Below are 22,218 nucleotides of genomic sequence, written 5' to 3' on the forward strand. Positions count from 1 at the left end.
CGCGCGAACGGCGGGGCCGGCTGTCAGGCGGCCCCGCCGTTCAGTTCGAACCACACCACCTTGCCCACGCCGTGGTCCTCCACTCCCCAGGAGTCGGCGAGCTCCTGGACCAGGACGAGACCCCGTCCGTGCGTACCGTCGTCGGCGATCGGTACCCATGGCTCGGGCAGTCCGGGGACGAAGTCGCGTACTTCGACCCGGAGGCTGTCGGGGACGACGGTGGCGGTGACGACCGCCCCGTGATCCGTGTGGATCAGTGCGTTGGTGACCAGCTCACTGGTGAGCAGCTCCGCCACGTCGGAGGCGCCCGGGCCGCCCCATGTCCGCAGCATCGCCCGTAACGCGTGACGCACCTCCGGCACCGCGGTGAGATCCGCGCATCCCACCTTTCTGAGCAGTTGAGTCGGCTGTCTCGCCTCCCCGGCCATAACCCCCACCCACATATCGGAACGACGCTCCTCGAACAGGCTCACGGGATGCATGCCCCACAGGCCGTCGCGCATTCATGCCGGAGCGTCACCGAAGGGCGCGGCGCCTACGGGCAGCTGTTGCGGGTGTCTCCGGCGTCGGTCGAGCAGGTGTCGAAGCCGAGGCCCCCGAACGCCTGGTCGTTGCCGGTGACACCGTCCCGGGTGTCGAGGTTGTCGTTGCCGGAGTCGCCGTTGAGGCGGTCGTTGCCGCTCTGGCCGATGAGCCGGTCGCCGCCGTTGCCGCCGTTGACCACGTCGTTGCCGGGGCCGGCGTGGACGGTGTCGTTGCCGCCGCCCCCGTTGACGGTGTCGTTGCCGCTGAGCGCGCAGATCACGTCGTTGCCGAAGGTTCCGGTCAGCGTCTCGCCGGTGCTGCGGCCGATGATCGTGCAGCCCCGGGAGTTGTTCACCGTGGTGGTCGCGGTGGCGGTGTTGTCGCCCGGCACGGGGTCGGCCTCGGCCGCCGTCACCGTCACCCGGTCGGTCAGGGTGCCGGTCGCCCGGGGTTCGGCGACCACCGTGACGGTGGCGGAGGCACCCGGGGCGATGCTGCCCAGGCCGCAGCTCATGGTGGTGGCGTTCACGGTGCAGGGGCCGCCCTGACCGGGAGTGGCCGACAGGAGGGTGCCGGAGGCTCCGGTCAGGGTGTCGGAGACGGTGACCCCGGTGGCGGTGGTCGTGGTGCTCCGGTTGGTGACCCGGACGGTGTACGTGGCCTGGTCACCGATGCTGATGGTGGCGGGTCCGGTCTTGGTGACCGCCAGGTCCACGGTGGGCGGCACGGGCGTGCCGGTGACCGAGTAGCGGGCCACCGCGTGGTTGTCGCTGCCGTTGCCGGCGACGACGATCCTGCCGTCGGTCTGCAGGGCCACCGCGCGGCCCTCGTCCCAGTTGCCCTCGAAGTCGGTGGTCACCCGGCCGTCGCCGCCGCCGAAGTCGCCGTCCAGGGTGCCGGCCGTGGTGAACCGGGCGAGGGCGAAGTCGCCGTTGGCGACGCCCGCGACAACGATCTTGTCGTCGTCCTGGAGCGCCATGTCGTGGCCGGTGGCGCCGTTGCCGCCGAACCCGGTGGTCACCGTGCCGTCCCCGGCGAAGGTGGGGTCGAGGTCTCCGTTGCCGTCGTACCGGGCCACCGCGAACTGGGTGCCGACCCCCGTCCCGTGGGACCCGGCCGCGACGATCCTGCCGCCGGCCGCGAGCTCCACGCCCTCGACCGCGTTGCCGAACGGGGTCGACACCTGGCCGTTGTCACCGAAGGTCGCGTCCCGGCCGCCGAACTCCATGTAGAGGCGCACCAGCGCGAATCCGGCGGGGCTGGAGCCGCCCGCGACGATCGTCTCGCCGCCGTACACGGCCAGGGAGTGGATCGCCGAGTCGCCGCCGGCGAAGGGGAAGACGGCCTTGCCCGAGTTGTCCTCGCCGAAGACGTCCAGGCCCCCGGTGGCGGTCAGCCGGGTGACCATGGCGTCGCCGTCGTAGGAACCGCCGATGAGGATGCTGCCGTCGGTACCCGGCATCACCGCGTGGCCGATGACCGGGACGGCGTCGCCGAAGCCGGTGACGACCTTGCCGTCGCCGTCGAAGGTGGTGTCGAGGGAGCCGTCCGCGTTGTAGCGGGCCGCCGCCAGCTGGGGCCGGCCGTCGGCGGTGTCGCTGCGGCCCACCGCCACGAGCTTGCCGGGGCCCGCCAGGGTCAGGGCGTGGGCCTCGTCGTCGGTGGAGCCGCCGAAGTCGGTGTGGACGATGCCGTCCCCGCCGCCGAAGGTGGTGTCCAGGGTGCCGTCGGGGTTGTAGCGCACCAGGATGAAGTCGTTGGGGCCGTCGAAGTCGAAGCCGATGCCGAGCGTGACGATCTTGCCGTCCGGCTGGATCACCACGTCCCGGCTGTCCTCGATGGCGGCGGTGTCCGTGATCACCTTGCCGTCGCCGCTGAAGGTGGGATCGAGGTCACCCGGGGCCGCGGTCGCCGCTCCGGGCAGGCTGATGAGCAGCGCGAGGGTCGCGGCGCCGACCGTGGCCGCGCGCGCGGCCCTGCGCCGTGGGGAAGGAAGGGACATGAGGAAGTACTCCGTCTGTCGGTGACTGGGGCCCACAGCCTTCTGTGGTGTCGGCGGCCACGACGGACGGCATGACGGGGCTGCGCCCCACTGGACCCCGGGTTCCACCCCCAGGGGTGAGCCCGTCAGGGGCGGGGCACGTTGCGGAGGTTGGAGCGGGCCATCTGGAGCATGCGGCCGACACCGCCGTCCAGGACGATCTTGCCGGCGGAGAGGGCGAAACCGGACACCATCTCGCGGCTGATCTTCGGCGGGATCGAGAGGGCGTTCGGGTCGGTGACGACGTCGACGAGGGCGGGTCCCTTGTGCTTGAAGGCGTCCTTGAGGGCGCCGGCGAGCTGCTTGGGCTTCTCGACACGGACGCCGTAGGCACCGGCCGCGCGGGCGATCGCGGCGAAGTCGGGGTTGCGGTTGGTCGTCCCGTAGGAAGGGAGTCCGGCCACCAGCATCTCCAACTCCACCATGGAGAGGGAGGAGTTGTTGAAGAGCACGATCTTCACGGGCAGGTCGTACTGGACCAGGGTGAGGAAGTCCCCCATCAGCATGGTGAATCCGCCGTCTCCGGACATGGAGATCACCTGGCGGGAGCGGTCCGTGAACTGCGCGCCGATGGCCTGCGGCAGGGCGTTGGCCATCGAGCCGTGCGAGAACGAGCCGATGATGCGGCGGCGTCCGTTGGGTGAGACGTAGCGCGCGGCCCACACGTTGCACATCCCGGTGTCGACGGTGAACACGGCGTCGTCGTCGGCGAGTTCGTCCAGGACGGAGGCCACGTACTCGGGGTGGATCGGGACGTGCTTCTCCACCTTGCGGGTGTACGCCTTGACGACGCCTTCGAGCGCGTCGCTGTGCTTCTTCAGCATCCTGTCGAGGAAGCGCCGGTCCGACTTGGCCCGTACGCGCGGGGTGAGGCAGCGCAGCGTCTCCCGGACGTCGCCCCAGACGGCGAGGTCGAGCGTGGAGCGGCGCCCGAGGCGTTCGGGCCGGACGTCCACCTGGACGATCTTGACGTCGTCCGGCAGGAAGGCGTTGTACGGGAAGTCGGTGCCCAGCAGGATCAGCAGGTCGCACTCGTGGGTCGCCTCGTAGGCGGCTCCGTAGCCGAGCAGACCGCTCATGCCGACGTCGAAGGGATTGTCGTACTGGATCCACTCCTTGCCGCGCAGCGCGTGACCGACGGGCGACTTCACCCGCTCGGCGAACTGCATCACCTCGGCATGGGCCCCGGCGGTGCCGCTGCCGCAGAAGAGCGTCACCCGATCGGCGGCGTCGATCATCCGCACCAGGGCGTCGATCTCGGCGTCCCCCGGACGGACGGTCGGCCGCGAGGTGACGAGCGCGGTCTCCCACGCCTTCTCCGGGGCCGGCTCGGAGGCGATGTCGCCGGGCAGCGACACGACGCTGACCCCGCCCTGTCCCACGGCGTGCTGGATGGCGGTCTGCAGCAGCCGGGGCATCTGTGCGGGGTTGGAGATCAGCTCGCTGTAGTGGCTGCATTCGGTGAAGAGCCGGTCGGGGTGCGTCTCCTGGAAGTAGCCGAGTCCGATCTCGCTCGACGGGATGTGCGAGGCGAGCGCGAGGACGGGGGCCATCGAGCGGTGCGCGTCGTACAGGCCGTTGATGAGGTGGAGGTTTCCCGGGCCGCAGGAGCCGGCGCAGGCCGCGAGCCGACCGGTGATCTGTGCCTCGGCCCCGGCGGCGAAGGCGGCGGCCTCCTCGTGCCTGACCTGGATCCAGTCGATGTCGGGGGTACGGCGGATCGCGTCGACGACGGGGTTCAGACTGTCGCCGACGACTCCGTACAGCCGTCGGACGCCCGCCCGGACGAGGATGTCGACGAACTGCTCCGCGACGTTCTGTTTGGCCATGCGTCCATCAACACACGGGCCGGGGCGTTACGCCTCCCAGACGGCCACGCCCGTACGGTCATCGGCGTAGCCCGTCACCCTGAGCTGCACGTCGGCGAGGAACGTGGCGAGCCCGGGCGGCTCGGGAGCGGCCCAGCGCTCGGCCAGCTCCCTGGCGAGGGCGGCCTCGCCGCGCATCGGCTCGGCGAACCCGTTCGACGCGAGGAGCAGGGTGTCCCCGGGGCGGGCGACGGAGGCGCGGAAGCGGAACGGTTCGGCGGGGGGCGGGAGGGGTTCCTCCACGAAGGGCGCGCCCGGGGGGCCGGTGACACCGAGCCTCATGGTGTGGCGGTCGCCCTCCTCCGTCTCCGCGGGGGGCGATCCGAAGCCGACGACGGGTGCGCCGCTGAGCGCGGCCGCTTCGGGGATCAGCGGCTCTATGTCCTGCCAGGCGCCGTCCCGGAGCCGGAAGAGCCCGCCGCGGCCGATGCCGAAGAAAACGCGGGTGCGGCAGTCGGGGTCGGCGGAGAGGAGCAGGCAGCGCAGGCTCGCGGTGTACTCCCCCGGTTCGACGCCCAGTTCGGCGGCGCGGGCGCGGAGTCTGCCGAAGGTGCGGTCGGTGAGGCGGTGGAGCCCGGACTTCAGGTCTCCCCGGCGGCCGGCCCGGATGTCCTCGGAGAGCCGTGCGTGGCTGCGGCCGACGGCCTCGCCGATCCAGCGGCAGGCGTCGGCCGCGGCGAGATGGCCGGCGTCGGCGGTACGGGCGCCGCCGGCCACCGCGACGAGGACGAGGGCGGCCTCGTCGCGGCCGAAGCGGGCGGTGAGCAGGGCGTCCCTTCGTGGGTCGCCGCGGTAGCGGGCGGAGTCACCGCGCAGGGAGGCGGCGCGCAGGGTGTAGCTGCCGTAGCGGGCGCCGTCGAGGACGGTGTCGGCGACCAGGTCGAGGAGGTCGTCGGGCCGTGCGGCGGGCAGCGCGGTGGGCTCGGGCTCGTAGGTGGGCGGTCTGGTGCCGATGTGCGCGGTACGGGGTCGGGGCACGGGCGGGTGGGCGGTCGCCGGGGCGGTGTCGCCCTCCGGACGCCGTTCCGGCCCGGGTGGCACCGTGTCGTCGGCCCGCGCGGCGGGCTCCGGTGGCGCGGGCGGGGCGGCCGCCTCGGGTACGGCCGGGTTCTCCGGTGGAGGTGGCGGAGCGTCGTCGGCCCGCTCGGCGGGCGGCGGTGGCGGGGTGGCCGGTGGTGCCGGGAAGGCGCGGGGGCCGGGGGGCGGGTCGTCGAGGGGCTCCCAGGGGGCCCGGGGCGGCTGCGGCGTCTCGGGGCGCGTCGCCTCTGACGCCGAGTCGAAGCGGTCGTCGAGCGTGTCACCCGTCGCGTCCGGCGCCGTGTCCGGCGCCGTGCCGTCGTAGAGCTTGTCCCACCAGTTGTCCCCCTGCTGAGTCATGCCCTTATTGTCCACCGCGCAGGCCGCCAGAAAACGGGACATGACGAAAAAGGGGGTCCGCCGGGCGACCCCACCCCCCACGGGAAGGACGCCCGGCGGACCGGCGTGATCAGCGCACGTCGTAAGCGCGGACCACGGTCTGGGTGACGGAGTTGCCGTTGGCGTCCGTCAGTTCGGTCTTCAGGGTGACCGGCTTGCCGGCCGCGCCCGCGTGGTTCACGGTCGCGGTCCAGGCGCCGCCCTGTCGTGAGACCTGTGCCTCCGTCCAGGTCGTGCCTCCGTCGTAGGAGTACGAGAGCCCGGCCGAGGTGAGCGCGGCTGCCTGGTAGCCGGCGTGGCCCGTCGCGGTGAGGCCGATCTTCTGGCCGTCGGTCGCGGCGAGGGTCTTGAGTCCGTCCTCCGGAAGGGTGTACCGGGGGAAGAGAATCGGGATGCCTTGAGAGTAGACGCTCTCGTCGAGCTGGGAGGTGAATTTCCAGACCGAGTTGACGGATGTGGAGCGGTTCCACACCCTGCTGCCGATCTTCATGGTGTTCTGTTCGAGCGTGTACGTGCCGCGCTCGGACGGGACTTCGAAGACCCCGAACGGCCATCCGGTCTCACCGAGCGGCAGGCCGTCCTTGCTCAGGCGGAGGTTGCCGATGTCGCCGAAGGAACCGGGCTGGGCGTAGTGGGTGTTGTCGCCCCACATGGCGTTCGCGAAGCCGATGAGGTTGCCCTGCCGCTCGGAGACGAGGACGGGCTTCCCGGCCGCGTCGAGCGGGGCGGTCGGGGTGACGACGCCGTCGTACCAGCGCTCGGTGCGCTTCTGGCCCGGCCGGTAGGCGTGCCGTGCGCCCATCATGAACTCGCCGAAGGGGAAGCTGGACGAGAGGACCGTCTCCCAACGGGTGTCCCCCGTCGTGTAGTACTCGGTCCGGGTGCCGGGCGCCGGGACCGCCTCGATCGCGCCGAAGTGGACGGCGGTGCCGTCGGGCCGGTGGGCCGCCGGGCTGTCGATGAAGTCGGTGGCGACGCCCATCGAGCCGTAGGTCGACTCGGTGCGGCCCAACAGGCCGTCACGGACCCGGTAGTTCTTGTCGCCCCGGATCGGGCCCGACTCGGGGAAGGCGAGGTTGTAGACGTACGGGCTCTTCGCCGTGGCCTTCCAGGAGAGGGTGACCTCGCCCGCGGCGACCTCGGCGAGCAGCGCCGCGCCCTCGGTGGAGTCGACGGCGAGGACCGGGAATCCGGCTCCGACGAAGCCGGCGGTCGGGTACCAGCGGGCGGTCGAGGTGCGGTACGCGAGGACCGCGACGGCGCCCGCCGCCTCGGCGTTCCGTGCGACGGTGACCGCGCTGGTGGAGGTGTCGGGGAAGCGGACCAGGGCGACGCGGCCCCGGACGCCGGCGGCGGTCAGTTCCTCGGGGGTTCCGGCGCCGGCGTCGACGAGCCGGGCGGAGCCCGTGCCGTCGAGGTTGTCGGAGCCCAGGGAGGCGGTGACGGGGTGCAGGACCATGCCGCCGGCGGTCTTCAGCTCGTCGATCTGCGGGGCGGCGGTGCGCCAGTAGCTGCCGAACTCGAAGTCGCCTTCGGTGGCGCGCCCTTCGACCGAGGCGTAGTAGCCGCGGATCGAGCGGGTGCCGGCGGCGGTGCCGGAGTGCATCCAGGTGTCGTCCCAGGAGCGGGAGAACGCCAGGGTGGTGCCGCGCTGGTCACCGGGCCGGTCGGTCCGCACCGACAGCCTGTGGGCCCCGCGGGCGTCGAGGACGACGGTGATGTCCTTCTTCACCTCGATCTGCGGGTGGGCCAGATAGCTGAGCGAGTCGTTCAGCGTGGCGCCCTCGCCCGCGTCGGGGGTGGTGACGAAGGAGGTGAGGAAGTAGCTGCCGGGCCGCACCTGGAAGACCTGGTCGGCGGAGCCGTCGTTGAACCGCCGCTCTCCGCTCGCGGTGTCGGTGCCGATGAGGTCGACGGAGGACGCGCCGTCGGCGGGCCTGCCCTGACGGTCGATCAGCTTGACGCGCAGGGTGACCGTCTCGGGCTGCACATGGAGCGAGAACGGCGTCGAGACGTGCAGGCCGTCACGGCCGGTGGCGACGACGCGTCCGGTGACGTCTCCGTACTGGGCACGCTCCAGGCGCGCGGCCGGGTCCAGCTCCAGCGGGACCCGGACGGTCGCGCCGGCCGGGACGGTGACCGTGCGCTGCGCGAGCCGGGCGAGGGAGGACCGGACACGGGAGCCGTCGTTGCCGGTGAGCTTCTCGACTCCGAGCGTCAGGGTGACGGCTTGGTCGGAGGTGTTGGTGTACGGGACGGAGACCGAGGTGCGGTCGCTGCCGTCCTGGGGCCAGTGGAAGGTGCCGCCCTGGACCGCGGCGGCTCCGAGGACCGTCTGGTCGATCGCCTCCTTGACGTCCAGGCGGCCGCCGCCGACCTCGCGTACGTCGCCCGGGACGTCGCTCCGCGCGGAGGAGACCAGGGCGGCCTTGATCCGCTGGGCCGTCCAGTCCGGGTGGCGCTGCTTGACGACGGCGGCGGCGCCGGCGACGTGCGGGGTGGCCATCGACGTACCGGACATGGCCCGGTAGGCGTACACGCCGCGGCCGCCGGCCGCGGCCGCGGATATGCCGACGCCGGGCGCCGCGATCTCCGGCTTCAGGGTGTGGCCGAGGGTCGTCGGGCCGCGGCTGGAGAAGGACGCGGTGGAGTCGTCGCGGTCGGTGGCGCCGACGGTGAGGACGCTCGGGGCGCAGCCGGGTGAGGAGACCGTGTTGAGCGCGGGGCCGGTGTTGCCCGCGGCGACGACGAACAACGTGCCCTCGTTCCGGGCGAGTTCCTCGGCGGCGATGCTCATCGGGTCGGTGCAGTCGGTCTCGGACGGGTTGCCGAGGCTCATGGAGACGACGTCGGCACCCTGGGCCACGGCCCACTCCATGCCCGCGATGATCCAGGAGGTGGCGCCGGAGCCGGAGTCGTCGAGGACCTTGCCGTTGAGGAGTTCCGCGCCGGGCGCGACGCCCTTCTTCGCGCCGCCGCTCGCCGCGCCGGAGCCGCCGACCGTGGAGAGGGTGTGGGTGCCGTGGCCCTGACGGTCCTCGGCGCTGTCGGACTCGGTGAAGTTCTCCGAGGCGACGATCCTGCCCTTGAGGTCGGGGTGCTCGACGTCGGCGCCGGTGTCGAGGACGGCGACCTTGGTGCCCTTGCCGTCGAATCCGGCCGCCCACGCCTCGGGGGCGTGGACCTGCTGGGTGGAGCGCTCCAGGGTGGCCTCGACCTTGCGGTCGAGCCAGAGCTTCTTCAGGCCGGTGGCGGAGCGGGCGGCGGGGGCGTTCACGTCCGCCCAGAAGGCGGCCGCCTGCTTCTTGTCCGCCTGGAGGGCGACGCCGTCGACGGCCTTGAGGACCTGGCCGCGCCGGGCTCCGCGCGGGGCCGCCGGGACGGAGCGGGCGAGGTCGGAGCCGTAGACGGCGATGAGGGGCAGCGTCTTCGAGCCGGCGTCGTCGTAGCCCTGCCGGATCAGGCCGGTGACGTTGAAGAGCTCCGCGTCGACACGGTCCGAGGCGAGGGCGGCCGAGGCGCCCTCGGGGTAGACGTACAGCTCCTGGCCCGAGCGCCGGGTCTGGACGAAGGGGACGGTGCCGTCCTCGCGGGGCAGCGCGGTGGCGCCCGGGTTCCCGGCGACGTCGCGGGTGACGACGACCCGGTCACCGGTGACCAGGGTGACCGTGGCGGTCCGTCCACCGGCGCGGGCGCCGTGCGCCTCGCCGCCCACCAGCGGTCGATCGCCGGCCGGGTCGTCCGGCGGCGAGGCGGCCGTGGACGGCGCGACCGCGGTGACGGCCAGGACGGCGGCGGTCGCCACTCCCAGGGCCGTACGCGAAATCGGGCGCATCGCTCTCCCCCATCTGATTCCGGGCAGGGGCGGGCGAACGGCCCGAACCCGGAGGCTGTCGGTGCTGCGGTGGCGCCACATTGGCAGAGGTGAGGGTGGTGCAGGGATGATGTGCGCGGCGGGAATGCGCCGTGGCCGATTCCCGCCAGGGGGCCAACGGAACGAATACGTCCGGTGGGCGTCCCGGGAATGTCCGGGACGCCCCGGGACGTCCGGCGAGGGGTGGGCAGCAATGCTGGGAGCGATAGGGCTCGACGAGAGGCAGGAGTCCGCGTACCGCGCGCTCGTCGCGCTGGGCGCGGCCGAGGTGACGGACCTGGCGCACCGTCTCGCGCTGCCCGAGACGGACACCGAGCGGGCGCTGCGGCGGCTGGAGTCGCAGGGTCTCGCCGCCCAGTCCTCGGCGCGAACCGGACGGTGGGTCGCCGCGCCCCCGGGGGTCGCCCTCGGAGCCCTGCTGACACAGCAGCGGCACGAGCTGGAGCAGGCCGAGCTGGCGGCGGCGCTGCTCGCGGAGGAGTACCGGGCGGAGGCGGCGGAACCGGCCGTCCACGACCTGGTCGAGGTGGTCACCGGCGCGAGCGCCGTCACCCACCGCTTCCTCCAGCTGCAGCTGGGCGCGGCCGAGGAGGTCTGCGCTCTGGTGACGGGCAAGCCGATCGCGGTGAGCGGCCTGGACAACGACGCGGAGGAGATGGCGGCCGGGCGGGGCGTGCGCTACCGGGTGGTCGTCGAGCGTGAGGTCCTGACCCTGCCGTCCGGGATCATCGAGCTGTCGGCGGCTCTCGGGCGGGACGAGCAGATCCGGGTGGTGGACCGGGTCCCCACCAAGCTGGTCGTCGCGGACCGGGCGCTGGCGATGGTCCCGCTGACCGGGCGGGGCGCGGAGCCCGCGGCCCTCGTGGTCCATGCCAGCGGGCTCCTGGAGTCGCTGATGGGCCTTTTCGAGGCGGTCTGGCGCGAGGCGCTGCCGTTGCGGCTCGGCGCGGGCGCGCAGGTCACGGAGGCGGAGGTGGCGGGCCCGGACGCGACGGACCTGGAGGTCCTCTCGCTGCTGCTGGCGGGCATGACGGACGCGAGCGTGGCCAAGCAGCTCGACCTGGGCCTGCGCACGGTGCAGCGCCGGGTGAAGGGTCTGATGGAGCTGACGGGCGTGACGACGCGGCTCCAGCTGGGCTGGCACGCGTACGAGAAGGGGTGGGTGGCGCGGGGGTGACCCCGCCTCCGGCGGCCGCTCGGCCCCGTGGGAGACCGGCGGCCGCCGGGCCCGCCCGCCCCTGGTGAAGCACCGTGCGGGCCGGCCGCCCGACCCCCCGTACGTACCCTGCGACCTGCGAGAAGATCATCGGTCCTGCACGCTGGGCAGATGGGTGTGTGGCAGCTGTTGCTCGTCGCGATGGTCATGCTGCTCGGCCTGTTCGGGGTGCTGGCTCCCGGCGTGCCCGGGCCGTGGCTGGTGTGGGCGGCCATGCTCTGGTGGTCCCTGAACGAGCAGAGCGGGCTCGCCTGGATCCTGCTCGTCTCCTCCACGGCGCTGCTGCTGCTCACCCAGGTGGTCGTGTGGCAGCTGCCGCAGCGCCGGATCCGGGGGGTCGGCATCACCCGGCGGATGGTGACCTATGCCGGTGTCGGCGCGTTCCTCGGTTTCTTCCTGATCCCCGTGCTCGGCGCGATCCCCGGTTTCATCGGCGGCATCTACCTCTCGGAGCGGCTCCGCCTCGGGGGCCACGGCCAGGCCAGGGCCTCCACCCGGACGGTGATGCGGGCGGCCGGGACGAGCATTCTCGTGGAGCTGTTCTCCTGCCTGCTGATCGTCGGGGCCTGGTTCGGCGCGGTGATCTGGGGCTGAGGTCCTAGGACGGATCGCCGATGCATCCGGGCGGGTCGGCGCGCGACCCTGGTGGCATGAGGGATTTCGAGGGATTCAGCGAGGACGAGCGCGCCTATCTGCGGACCCAGCGGCTGGCCCGGATGGCCACGGTCGACCCCGGCGGGCAGCCGCAGGCCAACCCGGTCGGCTTCTTCCCGCAGGACGACGGCACGGTGCTGGTCGGGGGTCTCGCGATGGGCCGCTCGAAGAAGTGGCGCAACCTCCGGGCGAACCCCAAGGTCGCGCTGGTGGTCGACGATCTGGCGAGCGTACGGCCCTGGCGGGTGCGCGGGGTGGAGATCCGGGGGGTGGCCGAGCTCCTGGTCGGACCGCACGAGCTCGGTCCGCACTTCAGCGAGCAGGTCATCCGGATCCACCCCCGCAGGATCCACAGCTGGGGCCTCACGCCCCCTTCGGAAGATCGATCTGGTACCTGATGAAGCCGGTGTTCCGGGCGACCCGGTCGTAGAGCCGGCGGGCGGTGGCGTTGGACTCCTGGGTGTTCCAGTAGACCCGGTCGCAGTCCCGTTCCCGCGCCCACTCCGTCACCGCGGCGATCAGGGCGCGGGCGACGCCCTTGCCGCGCGCCTCGGGGTCGGTGAACAGGTCCTGCAGGTAGCAGACGTCCGGCCCCGAGGTGCTGGGGTGGACGAAGAAGTGGGTGAGGCCGACGACCCTGCCGTCGACCCTCGCGGCGAGGGCGTGCAGCCGGGTGCCGTCCTGGAAGGCGGTCCAGGCCCGGTCGTACAGGGCGTCCGGCTCGCTGCGGCCGTAGAAGTCGATGTACGCGCGGAAGAGACGCTCCCAGGCGTCACGGTCGTCCGGTCCCAGCGGGCCGACGCCGATCGGGTGCTCATTGCTGATCATGAGTTCATTCTGCCGGTGCGGGGGCGAGCTCCAGGTACCGCAGGGCGTACGACCGCCAGGGCCGCCAGACCTCGGCGTCCCCGGCGCCCTCGGGAGCGACGTCGGGGTCGCCGAGAGCGCGCATCCGGATGACCGCGGCCTGGGCGGCCGTGACGCCGGGGACGGCCCGCAGGGCGCGTTCCGCCTCGTCGCGGTCGGCGCCCGGATCCAGGCGTACGGCTCCGGTGACGAGGGCCTGGGCGAGCGGCCCCGCGACGGGGTGCGCGGTGAGCGCGGCGGGCTCGGGGAAGACGTGGGTGAGGGTGCCGCAGGCGCTGTCGAGCGGCGTGCCGTGCGCGGGCACCAGCCGTGCCGCCTCGTCCGGGCCGACCAGGGTCCGTACGGCGAACTCCGCCGGGTCGGCGGCGCCCGGTGACCGTAGGCCGGGATGTGCCGCGACCCGGGCGGCGAGTGCGGGGTCGGCGCCGAGGCGCTCGGCGACGGCGTAGGGGTCGGCGTCGAGGTCGAGCAGGCGGCGCAGGCGCTGGACGGCGGTGGTGAGGTCGCGCAGTTCGGTGAGGTGGATCCGGGCGTCCAGCCAGGGCCCGGCGGAGCGCTCGTCGACGGAGGCGAGGCCGGCGCCGTACGGGAGGCGGAGCGTACGGCGGTAGGTGCGGGTGCCGGGTGTGCCGAGCACCTCCTCGACATGGGGCAGCGCCTCGGCGGCGAGCAGGTCGAAGACCTCGCGGGCGGCGTACGGGCCGCGGTGGGCGAGCCGCAGCGGTATCCCGGCCGCCAGGGCGGTGCGGGGCCCCGCACCGGTGCCGGACTCGGCGCGCAGCTCGGTGGGGGTGCGGGCGTAGATGCGCCGGATGGTGTCGTTGAACTGGCGGACGCTGGCGAATCCCGAGGCGAACGCGATGTCGGTGACCGGGAGCCCGGTGGTCTGCAGGAGCAGCCGGGCGGTGTGGGCCCGCTGGGCGCGGGCGAGGGCGACGGGGCCCGCGCCGAGCTCGGCGGTCAGCTGCCGCTGGACCTGGCGGGGGCTGTAGCCGAGCCTCCCGGCGAGCCCGGGCACGCCCTCCCGGTCGACGACCCCGTCCCCGATCATCCGCATCGCGCGCCCGACGACGTCGGCGCGGACGTTCCATTCGGCGGACCCCGGCACGGCGTCGGGGCGGCAGCGGCGACAGGCCCGGAAGCCGTGGCCCTGGGCGGCGGCCGCGGTGGGGAAGAAGGTGACGTTCTTCCGTTTGGGCGTCACGGCGGGGCAGCTGGGCCGGCAGTAGATCCCGGTCGTCCCGACGGCGAAGAAGAACGCGCCGTCGAACCGGGCGTCGCGGCTGCTGACCGCCTCGTACCGGGTGTCCTCGCTGGTGTCGTGGTCGCTCACGCCCTCCAGTGTGCGGGAGCCCCCGGGGCGCGGCTGGCGGTTTTCGGACACCACGCTGCCCGGGGGATCCCGCGTGCGGACGGCCGGAATCGGCCGTCCGCACCGGGTCACCGGTGCGCGTTCACCGGCCCGGGCTACCAGCCGCTCCGCGACTCCCGCGCACGGCCGCCGCGCTTGAGCTCCATCGCCGCACGGCCCTCCGCGCCCTTGCGCTTCCAGTCCTTGAGCATCTCGGCGCGGAGCCGGGCGTCCGTCTTGGCGACGATGCGCCGGTTCTCGCGGAGCAGCTTGCGGTAGCTCTCCAGCCTGCGCACCGCCAGTGAGCCGTCCTCGACGGCCGCCGTCACCGCGCAGCCCGGTTCGGCCTCGTGGGCGCAGTCGTGGAAGCGGCATTCCCCGGCCAGCCGCTCGATCTCGGAGAACACCTGGCCGACGCCGGTCTCGGCGTCCCAGAGGCCGACGCCGCGCAGGCCGGGGGTGTCGATGAGGACGCCGCCCCCGGGCAGCACGAGCAGGTTGCGCGTGGTCGTGGTGTGGCGGCCCTTCCCGTCCACGTCACGGGCGGCCTGGACGGTCATCGCGTCCTCGCCGAGGAGGGTGTTGGCGAGCGTGGACTTCCCGGCTCCGGAGGTTCCGAGCAGGACGCTGGTCCCGCCGGAGACGACCGCGGCGAGCACGTCGAGCCCCTCCCCGGTGTGCGCGCTGACCGGCACGACCTGGACGCCCGGCGCCACGGACTCGACGTCCTCGACGAGGTAGGAGAGGCCCACCGGGTCGGGGACGAGGTCGGCCTTGCTGAGCACGACGAGGGGCTGGGCGCCGGACTCCCAGGCCAGGGCGAGGAAGCGCTCGACGCGGCCGAGGTCCAGCTCGACGGCGAGCGAGACGGTGATGATCGCGTGGTCGACGTTGGCGGCGAGGATCTGCCCCTCGGACCGCTTGGAGGAGGTGGACCGCGCGAACGCCGTGCGGCGCGGCAGCAGGGTCCGCACGTACTGCGGATCGCCGGCCGCGTCGACCGCGACCCAGTCCCCCGTGCAGACGACCTTCAGCGGGTCGTGGGGGACGACGAACTCGGTGTCGCCGCGGACGACGCCGTCGGGGGTGGCCACGTCGCACTGACCGCGGTCGACCCGCAGCACACGGCCGGGCAGCAGGCCCTGAGCGGCGTACGGAGCGAACGCGTCGGCCCAGTCGGCGTCCCAGCCGTAGGGGGCGAGCGGGTGCGCGGAGGTGGAGAGGGATGCCTGAGGAGAGGCGAAAGACAAGGGGTGACCCTTCACAAGGGTGGCCCCGGCACGCGTCGTACGGACGCGGAGGAGGAAGGTCAGCCGGCGGCCACGGAGGTGGAGTTGACGAACTTCTGGATGAGGGCGGCGCCCGTCGTCATGACAGCCATCGGTCACACCTCCTGGATCGCGCGAAGCGGCGGTCGGGACCGGTCGATTCGGCCGGTCCGCGAGAACGACCACACCCTAACGAGGCTCCTGCCGGATTCGCCACGCATTTTTCCTCGCCGTCGCGGAGACGTCGGACGGACGGTCGAACGGCGGCGGGAGGCCACCCGTCCGCACCCTCTGAAGTGGCGGAACGGAGGGGCGGGGCCGCACGGTGGAGGGTGCGGTGTCCGGCCCGGCAGACCCCGCGCTTGCATGATCATGCGGAATCCTGCATACTCTTCCTATGTCCAAGGTCCTCACCTCCCTTCCCGCCGGCGAGCGCGTCGGCATCGCCTTCTCGGGCGGTCTCGACACGTCCGTCGCGGTCGCGTGGATGCGCGACAAGGGTGCCGTCCCGTGCACCTACACCGCCGACATCGGCCAGTACGACGAGCCCGACATCGCCTCGGTGCCCGGCCGTGCGAAGACCTACGGCGCCGAGATCGCGCGCCTGGTCGACTGCCGCGCGGCGCTGGTCGAGGAGGGCCTTGCCGCACTCACCTGCGGGGCGTTCCACATCCGCTCGGGCGGGCGCGCCTACTTCAACACCACCCCGCTCGGCCGCGCCGTCACCGGCACGCTGCTGGTCCGCGCGATGCTCGAGGACGACGTCCAGATCTGGGGCGACGGCTCGACGTTCAAGGGCAACGACATCGAGCGCTTCTACCGGTACGGCCTGCTCGCCAACCCGCACCTGCGGATCTACAAGCCGTGGCTGGACGCGGACTTCGTGACCGAGCTCGGCGGCCGCAAGGAGATGTCGGAGTGGCTCGTCGCCCACGACCTCCCCTACCGCGACAGCACGGAGAAGGCGTACTCCACCGACGCCAACATCTGGGGCGCCACCCACGAGGCCAAGACCCTGGAGCACCTGGACACCGGTGTGGAGACCGTGGAGCCCATCATGGGCGTGCGGTTCTGGGACCCGTCGGTCGAGATCGCCACCGAGGACGTGACGATCGGCTTCGACCAGGGCCGCCCGGTGACGATCAACGGCCAGAAGTTCGGCTCCGCCGTGGATCTGGTCATGGAGGCGAACGCCATCGGCGGCCGCCACGGCATGGGCATGTCCGACCAGATCGAGAACCGGATCATCGAGGCCAAGAGCCGCGGCATCTACGAGGCGCCCGGCATGGCCCTGCTGCACGCCGCGTACGAGCGCCTGGTCAACGCGATCCACAACGAGGACACCCTCGCCCAGTACCACACCGAGGGCCGCCGGCTCGGGCGGCTGATGTACGAGGGCCGCTGGCTGGACCCGCAGGCGCTGATGATCCGGGAGTCGCTGCAGCGCTGGGTCGGCGCGGCCGTCACCGGCGAGGTGACGCTGCGACTGCGGCGCGGCGAGGACTACTCGATCCTCAACACCACCGGCCCCGCGTTCAGTTACCACCCGGACAAGCTGTCCATGGAGCGCACCGACGACTCCGCCTTCGGTCCGACGGACCGGATCGGCCAGCTCACCATGCGCAACCTCGACATCGCCGACTCGCGCGCCAAGCTGGAGCAGTACGCCGGGCTCGGCCTGATCGGCACCGGCCACCCCGCCATCGGCGCCGCCCAGGCGGCCGCGGCCGGGCTGATCGGCACCATGACGGAGCTGCCGGAGGGCGGCGCCGAGGCGATCGCCTCCCGTGGCGAGGTCGCCGAGGACGACGAGATGCTGGACCGCGCCGCGATGGAGTTCGGCACGGACTGACGACTCTCCCGGTCGAGGCCGGCCCCGCGCTCACGCGCCGGGCCGGCCTTCCGCGTATCCAGGGCCCCTGACTCCGCTTCGTCGGGCCACGGCATGGTCACGACTGCGAACTGTCCGTAACATCGCGTCCCACACGCAACACGGTCTCGGGGTCGGGGGGTTGACGATGGACGAGCGGCGCGCGGTCCTGGGCGAGGACGAACTGCACGCGTGGGCCAGTGAACGCGGCAACGTGTACCGCTCGGCGCGGGACATGGTCGTCGTCCACGGCGGCGTGACCGAACACCACCACGAGCACTTCCACTCCGGCGGCGAGTCCTGGTCGAGGACCTCCTCACCCTCCGAGGGCGAGGAGTGCCCCTACCCCGGACTGCGGGCGTTCGACAGGCACGAGGCCGCGTGGTTCTTCGGCCGGGAGGCCCTCGTCAGCAGGGTCATGAACCGCCTTGAGCTCTGCGTGAGCGATCACCGCCCGTTGGCCGTCGTCGCACCCTCCGGGGCGGGCAAGTCGTCCCTGCTCCGCGCCGGGGTGCTCCCGGCGCTCACGCAGGGCCGGTTACCGGGCTCCCGGCACTGGCCGCACCTGCTGCTGACCCCCACGGCCGAGCCGCTGGCGGCGCTCGCGTCCGGTCTCGGCCGGCTCACGGACGCCGAACCCGCCCGCGTCGCCGAGGAGATGGCCGCGGGCCGGCTCGGCTCCTTCGTGAGCGAACGGCTCGACCTCTGGCCGGACCGCCGGTTCGTGCTCGTCGTCGACCAGCTGGAGGAGCTCTTCACCCTCTGCCGTGACGAGTCCGTCCGCCGCCGCTTCGTCGAGGTGCTCGCCGAGTTGACGCGCCCCGCGTCCGTCGGCGGCAGGCCCGACGGGACACCCGTCGCGCTGGCCGTCCTCGGACTGCGCGCGGACTTCTACGGCTCCTGCAGCGCCTTCCCCTACCTGCGCGACGCCCTGGTGGAGCGTCAGGTCATCGTCGGACCGATGAGCGACGACGAGGTGCGGCGTGCGGTGACCATGCCCGCCGAGCGTGCCCGTCTCACGCTCGCGCCCGGTCTCGTCGACGTCGTCCTGAGCGACCTGCGGGGCTCCGCACCCCGCGAGGAGGGCGCCTACGAGGCCGGACGGCTCCCTCTCCTCGCGCACGCGCTGCGGGCGACCTGGCTGGAGCGCAGGGGCGACACGCTGACGGTGGACGGCTACGGCGACACCGGTGGCATCGACGGCGCCGTGGCGGCCACCGCCGACGACGAGTACGAGAAGCTGACCCCGTCCGCGCGGCGGGCGGCACGGCAGATCTTCCTGGGGCTCGTCAGGATCGGCGAGAACGGCGAGGTGACCCGCCGCCGGCGGACCCGCGCCGACCTGCTCCTCGCCGCTGCGGACCCGGGTGAGGTGCCGGATCTCGTGGAGCGCTTCACCCGCGCCCGGCTGCTCACCCAGGGCGTGGACGGGCGTCAGGGCACCGTCGTCGTCGAGGTCACGCACGAGGCGCTGCTCTGGGCCTGGCCACGCCTGCACCGCTACTGGATCGGCGCGGGCAAGAGCGGGATGCCGGTACGGCAGGAGGTGGAGGAGGCGGCCGTCGCCTGGGAGCGCGGCGGTCGCCGGGACACGACGCTGCTGCTCCGGAAGGCCAAGCTCGTGCTCGCCCGCTCCTGGGCGGCGGAGGCGAGCCCGGAGGACCTCACGCCCCTCGTCACGGAGTTCCTCGCCGCCTCCAAGCGGCAGGAGAGCCGGGCCCGCCTGATCCGGCGCGGTGCGGTCACCGCCATCTCCGTACTCGCGGTGCTGGCCGTGGTGGCGGCGACCATCGCGATCCGGAAGAGCGACGAGGCGGTCGAGCAGCGCGACAACGCCATCTTCGACCGGGTCAGCGCCGAGGCCGACCGACTCCGGGAGACCGAGGGAGCGCTCGCCGCGCAACTCGACCTCGTCGCGCACCGGATGCGCCCGACGGACCGGCTGCACACGCGGCTGATGACGGCGGCGAGCGCGGTGCTGCCCTCGACCGTGCCGGGCGACTTCGGCACGGCGCCGACCGTCGCGTTCGGCCCGGAGGGACGGCTGGCCACCGGCGGCGACCCCCTGCGGTTCTGGGACGCCGGGAACACGGCCCGCCCGGTGGCTCTGGGCACCGAGCCGGAAGCGAAGGAGACGGCCACCGCGTCCACGATCGCGTACGACGCGAAGGGCGACCTGCTCGCCCGGGGCGACGCGGACGGCAAGGTACGGCTCATGGACGTCTCCGACCCGAAGCGGGCCGTGGTGCTGAGCGCACCGTGGTCGTCACCGGACCAGCGGGGCATGGTGATGAACCTGCAGTTCGGCCCCGACAGCAAGACCCTGGCCGTCGCCGTCGCGGACAACTCCGGCAGTGAGACGAGCGGGACCGTGTACCTGGTCGACGTGAGCGACCCTCGGCGGCCACGAACGGTGAGCAAGGTGGTCTCGGTCGCATGGCAGCTCATCATGTCCGTGGCCTTCAGCCATGACGGCCGCACCCTCGCCGTCACCGGGGGCACGGGGGGACCCGACGGCGACCGCAGCCTGCTCGCGCGGCTGTGGGACGTGTCGGACCCGGCCCGGCCCAAAGCCCTCGGCGGCGAGCTGGGCGAGCATCGCGGCATCGTCAACAAGGCGGCCTTCAGCCCCGTCGCTCCGGTTCTGGCCACGGGGGACAAGTACGGAAGGGTGCGGCTCTGGGACGTGTCCGACCCGCGTCGGCCGAAGTTGAGCAACACCTTGTACCTGGGGACGTCGGCCAACGCGCTCGCCTTCAGCTCGGGTGGCCACCTGCTCGCCACCGGGGACGACGCGGGAAGCATCAACCTCTGGAACGTGGCGTCCCCCGAACACGCCCGGACGATCATCCCGACGCTGCGCGGACACAACACGCTCGTCAGCACTCTCGCCTTCGCGCGGACGGGACTCACGTTGGTGAGCGGCGGCGGGGACGGCAAGGTTCATCTGTGGCGGGTGCCTTCGGGCGTGTCCGTCCTGGGCGGCGGAAAGGCGGCCGAAGCGCTGGCGCTGACCGGCGACGGACAGCTCCTCGCGGTCGCCTCGGGTCCCCAGGTCACGCTCTTCGACCTGTCCGACCCGACGTACCTGAAGTACGTCGGTGGGTTCACGGGCTCCTACGGCACCGTGTCCTCGCTGGTCTTCCTGCCGCGCGGAAGCGGCACGTCGAGGAAGAACGTGCTGGCCACCGGCGGCCAGCGCGGCGACGTCCGGCTGTGGGACGTGTCGGCACCCGCCCGGCCGTCGGCCATCGGCAACTCGCTGCCGGGACAGTCGGAACCCGTCTCCGCGCTGGCCGTCGGCGCCGACGGAAGCACGCTGGCGGCGGCGTCGATGGACCTCGACGGCGGCTACGACGGTGGCCTCCGCGCCTGGAACGTGGCCGACCCGGATCGCCCCGCCCCGCTCGGCGGCGAGCTCGACGAGGACGAGATGGCGACCAAGGCCCTGGCCGTCGGGAGCGGTTCGGGCCACCTCTACTCGGCGCAGGCCGTCGGCAGCGTCCGGCCATGGCGATCGGCCGAGGGGGCCGCCCCCGTACGCGACGGTGAGAAGTTCGGCAAAGCCGTCATCTCCCTCGACGCCCATCCACGCGCCCCGCTGGTGGCGACGGGTGGTGCGGACAGCCGGGTCGGGCTCTGGGACGTGTCCCGGCCCTCCTCCCCCAAGCCCCTCGGCACGTCGCCGCTCTCCGGCGGCCTGGTGTGGAGCGTCGGCTTCGCCCCGGACGGCGCCATGCTCGCGAGCGGCAACTCCATCGGCCAGCTCCGGCTCTGGAAGACCTCGGATCCCGCTCGCTTCGCCGCCTACGGTCTCCCCGTCACCGGGCACAACTCCGCGGTCGGCGCCCTGCGGTACACCCCGCGCGGCGATGTCCTGGTGACGGCTGGTCAGGACGGCACCGTACGACTCTGGCAGACCGATCCGGCCCGCGCCCGCACGCTCCTGTGCGCGTCGACGTCATCGGCGATGACCCCCGAGGCGTGGAAGAGGTACGTGTCGCCGGACCTGCCCTACGACCCGCCCTGCGCCACGTGACGGCGGACGTGCGGGAACCGTCCGGGCTCGCTCTCGTCGGCGGGGCGTCGGCGGCTCGGGGCGATCGCCTCAGACGACGACCACGTCGACCGCCGCCACCGGATTGCAGCCGTATCCCTGGGCGTTCCACGGCGCCCGTGGCGGCTGGGTGTCGCCGCGCGCGTCGGTCGCCCGGGCCAGCAGCCGGTACCGTCCGGGTCTCCGGGGTGTCCACCGGTACGACCAGCCCGTCCAGGCGTACGGTCCGGTGGGCTCCTCCAGGTCGGCGTCGTGCCAGTCCCCTTCGCCGGCCGGCTCCTCTCCGGGGCGGTCCTCGTCCTCGTGCTCGGCCCGGACCTCGACCCGCCCCACGGCCAGTCCGGCACCCGACCACGCCCGGCCGCGGACGACGGTCTGCGTGCCGCGCCTGAGGTCGTCGTCCGGCTCGGGCCGGCTGATGAACGACTTGACCCGGATGGCGGCGACCGGCCCGTCCGGGATGCCCCGCGAGGTGACGTACACGTACTCCTCCGCCTGGAAGACGCCCGTGAAGGGTTCGGTGACGGCCCTCGCCTCCACGAGCCACTTCACGTCGGCGACCGCGTACCGGCCCGGGACCACGAGGCGCACCGGGGCCCCGTGCTCGGGAGGGAGCGGCTCGCCGTTCATGTGGGTGGCGAGGAGGGTGTCGGGGTGCAGGGCCTCGGCGAGCGGGAGGCTCCGCTCGAAGGCGGCCGTGCGGCCGCGCGCTCTTCCGGCGTCGGCCCCGGCGAAGACGAACTCGACCGTCTCCGGCGCGACGCCGGCGCGCTCGACGACGAGATGGAAGGGAACGCCGCCGAACCGGGCGCAGCCGACCGCCCGTTGGTCCCAGGGCAGTCCCGGCGGGCGCGGGCTCATCAGTGCGCGGCCGTTGCCCGCGCACTCCAGGACGACGTCGAACTCCCGGCGTCCGAGGCGCCCCAGTGCGAGCAGCTCCGCGTAGTCCAGGGTGGCCGGTGCGGTCACCGCCCCGCCGATCCGCAGTCTCCAGTCGGAGAGCGTCGTACGGGGCACCCCGAAGTGGTCCCGTACGAACAGCGCGTCCGCGGGGGTGACGCGCTCGGTCAGCGCGGCCCTCGGCGTCTGGGCGTTGTACGGGTCGGTGGTCACCGTCTCGGGCGTCCAGACGGTCGCACCGGGCCCCCGGGGAATGGCCGATGCGGTCATGACGGCACCTCCGTCGGGCACGGTTCCGTTCCAGCGTACGT

Annotated in this window: 14 protein-coding genes; 5 read left to right on the plus strand and 9 right to left on the minus strand. The window is 73.1% G+C overall.

Going from position 1 to position 22,218, the window contains the following annotated elements:
• Window positions 1-23: 23 nt before the first annotated feature.
• From AB0D99_RS11625 to AB0D99_RS11645, 5 genes are all read right to left on the minus strand, one after another.
• Window positions 24-443 carry an ATP-binding protein gene (locus AB0D99_RS11625; protein WP_362359163.1) on the minus strand — a complete coding sequence of 140 codons (420 nt, stop codon included), beginning with the start codon at window positions 441-443 and terminating at the stop codon, window positions 24-26.
• Between the two features lie 92 nt (window positions 444-535).
• On the minus strand, window positions 536-2,527 hold the full coding sequence (locus AB0D99_RS11630; protein ID WP_362359165.1) for a calcium-binding protein: 1,992 nt from the start codon (window positions 2,525-2,527) through the stop codon (window positions 536-538).
• A gap of 125 nt (window positions 2,528-2,652) precedes the next feature.
• Window positions 2,653-4,395 carry a pyruvate dehydrogenase gene (locus tag AB0D99_RS11635; protein WP_362359166.1) on the minus strand — a complete coding sequence of 581 codons (1,743 nt, stop codon included), beginning with the start codon at window positions 4,393-4,395 and terminating at the stop codon, window positions 2,653-2,655.
• 27 nt (window positions 4,396-4,422) lie between these two features.
• Window positions 4,423-5,811: a protein phosphatase 2C domain-containing protein gene (locus AB0D99_RS11640; RefSeq protein ID WP_362359168.1), complete on the minus strand. Its 1,389-nt coding sequence runs from the start codon at window positions 5,809-5,811 to the stop codon at window positions 4,423-4,425.
• Between the two features lie 109 nt (window positions 5,812-5,920).
• Window positions 5,921-9,685: a S8 family serine peptidase gene (locus AB0D99_RS11645; RefSeq protein WP_362359170.1), complete on the minus strand. Its 3,765-nt coding sequence runs from the start codon at window positions 9,683-9,685 to the stop codon at window positions 5,921-5,923.
• 232 nt (window positions 9,686-9,917) lie between these two features.
• Between AB0D99_RS11645 and AB0D99_RS11650 the strand changes: the two genes are divergently transcribed.
• From AB0D99_RS11650 to AB0D99_RS11660, 3 genes are all read left to right on the plus strand, one after another.
• Entirely contained in the window at window positions 9,918-10,901 is a 984-nt protein-coding gene (locus AB0D99_RS11650; protein WP_362359172.1) for a helix-turn-helix domain-containing protein, read from the plus strand.
• Window positions 10,902-11,051: 150 nt separating this feature from the next.
• A complete protein-coding gene (locus tag AB0D99_RS11655; RefSeq protein WP_362359174.1) occupies window positions 11,052-11,534 on the plus strand; it encodes a DUF456 domain-containing protein in 483 nt (160 codons plus the stop codon).
• 56 nt (window positions 11,535-11,590) lie between these two features.
• Window positions 11,591-11,992, plus strand: a complete 402-nt coding sequence (locus tag AB0D99_RS11660) for a PPOX class F420-dependent oxidoreductase (RefSeq protein WP_362359176.1) — start codon at window positions 11,591-11,593, stop codon at window positions 11,990-11,992.
• Here AB0D99_RS11660 and AB0D99_RS11665 read toward each other — a convergent pair.
• The 3 genes from AB0D99_RS11665 to rsgA form a co-directional block, all read right to left on the minus strand.
• Window positions 11,958-12,422: a GNAT family N-acetyltransferase gene (locus AB0D99_RS11665; protein WP_362359178.1), complete on the minus strand. Its 465-nt coding sequence runs from the start codon at window positions 12,420-12,422 to the stop codon at window positions 11,958-11,960. The genes AB0D99_RS11660 and AB0D99_RS11665 overlap by 35 nt on opposite strands.
• A gap of 4 nt (window positions 12,423-12,426) precedes the next feature.
• A complete protein-coding gene (locus AB0D99_RS11670) occupies window positions 12,427-13,803 on the minus strand; it encodes an AlkA N-terminal domain-containing protein (protein ID WP_362359471.1) in 1,377 nt (458 codons plus the stop codon).
• 125 nt (window positions 13,804-13,928) lie between these two features.
• Entirely contained in the window at window positions 13,929-15,062 is a 1,134-nt protein-coding gene (gene rsgA / locus AB0D99_RS11675) for a ribosome small subunit-dependent GTPase A (protein WP_362359180.1), read from the minus strand.
• Window positions 15,063-15,477: 415 nt separating this feature from the next.
• Between rsgA and argG the strand changes: the two genes are divergently transcribed.
• Window positions 15,478-16,932 (plus strand): argininosuccinate synthase, encoded by a 1,455-nt coding sequence (gene argG / locus AB0D99_RS11680; protein WP_362359183.1) that lies wholly within the window; start codon window positions 15,478-15,480, stop codon window positions 16,930-16,932.
• A 166-nt stretch (window positions 16,933-17,098) separates the two neighbouring features.
• On the plus strand, window positions 17,099-20,989 hold the full coding sequence (locus AB0D99_RS11685; RefSeq protein ID WP_362359185.1) for an AAA family ATPase: 3,891 nt from the start codon (window positions 17,099-17,101) through the stop codon (window positions 20,987-20,989).
• A 69-nt stretch (window positions 20,990-21,058) separates the two neighbouring features.
• Here the strand turns inward: AB0D99_RS11685 and AB0D99_RS11690 are convergent, their stop codons facing one another.
• The gene (locus AB0D99_RS11690) at window positions 21,059-22,177 is read right to left on the minus strand and encodes a sulfite oxidase (protein WP_362359187.1); all 1,119 of its coding nucleotides are present in this window, start codon (window positions 22,175-22,177) and stop codon (window positions 21,059-21,061) included.
• Between the last annotated feature and the right edge of the window lie 41 nt (window positions 22,178-22,218).

It is taken from the genome of Streptomyces sp. NPDC047971, from assembly GCF_040653355.1.
Lineage (GTDB): Bacteria > Actinomycetota > Actinomycetes > Streptomycetales > Streptomycetaceae > Streptomyces.

Coding starts and splice junctions, on each gene's coding strand:
- AB0D99_RS11650 (WP_362359172.1), top strand. CDS start 9,918: ATGCTGGGAGCGATAGGGCTCGACGAGAGGCAGGAGTCCGCGTACCGC.
- AB0D99_RS11685 (WP_362359185.1), top strand. CDS start 17,099: ATGGACGAGCGGCGCGCGGTCCTGGGCGAGGACGAACTGCACGCGTGG.
- AB0D99_RS11655 (WP_362359174.1), top strand. CDS start 11,052: ATGGGTGTGTGGCAGCTGTTGCTCGTCGCGATGGTCATGCTGCTCGGC.
- AB0D99_RS11640 (WP_362359168.1), bottom strand. CDS start 5,811: ATGACTCAGCAGGGGGACAACTGGTGGGACAAGCTCTACGACGGCACG.
- AB0D99_RS11660 (WP_362359176.1), top strand. CDS start 11,591: ATGAGGGATTTCGAGGGATTCAGCGAGGACGAGCGCGCCTATCTGCGG.
- AB0D99_RS11645 (WP_362359170.1), bottom strand. CDS start 9,685: ATGCGCCCGATTTCGCGTACGGCCCTGGGAGTGGCGACCGCCGCCGTC.
- AB0D99_RS11630 (WP_362359165.1), bottom strand. CDS start 2,527: ATGTCCCTTCCTTCCCCACGGCGCAGGGCCGCGCGCGCGGCCACGGTC.
- AB0D99_RS11635 (WP_362359166.1), bottom strand. CDS start 4,395: ATGGCCAAACAGAACGTCGCGGAGCAGTTCGTCGACATCCTCGTCCGG.
- AB0D99_RS11625 (WP_362359163.1), bottom strand. CDS start 443: ATGTGGGTGGGGGTTATGGCCGGGGAGGCGAGACAGCCGACTCAACTG.
- AB0D99_RS11665 (WP_362359178.1), bottom strand. CDS start 12,422: ATGATCAGCAATGAGCACCCGATCGGCGTCGGCCCGCTGGGACCGGAC.
- AB0D99_RS11690 (WP_362359187.1), bottom strand. CDS start 22,177: ATGACCGCATCGGCCATTCCCCGGGGGCCCGGTGCGACCGTCTGGACG.
- argG (WP_362359183.1), top strand. CDS start 15,478: ATGTCCAAGGTCCTCACCTCCCTTCCCGCCGGCGAGCGCGTCGGCATC.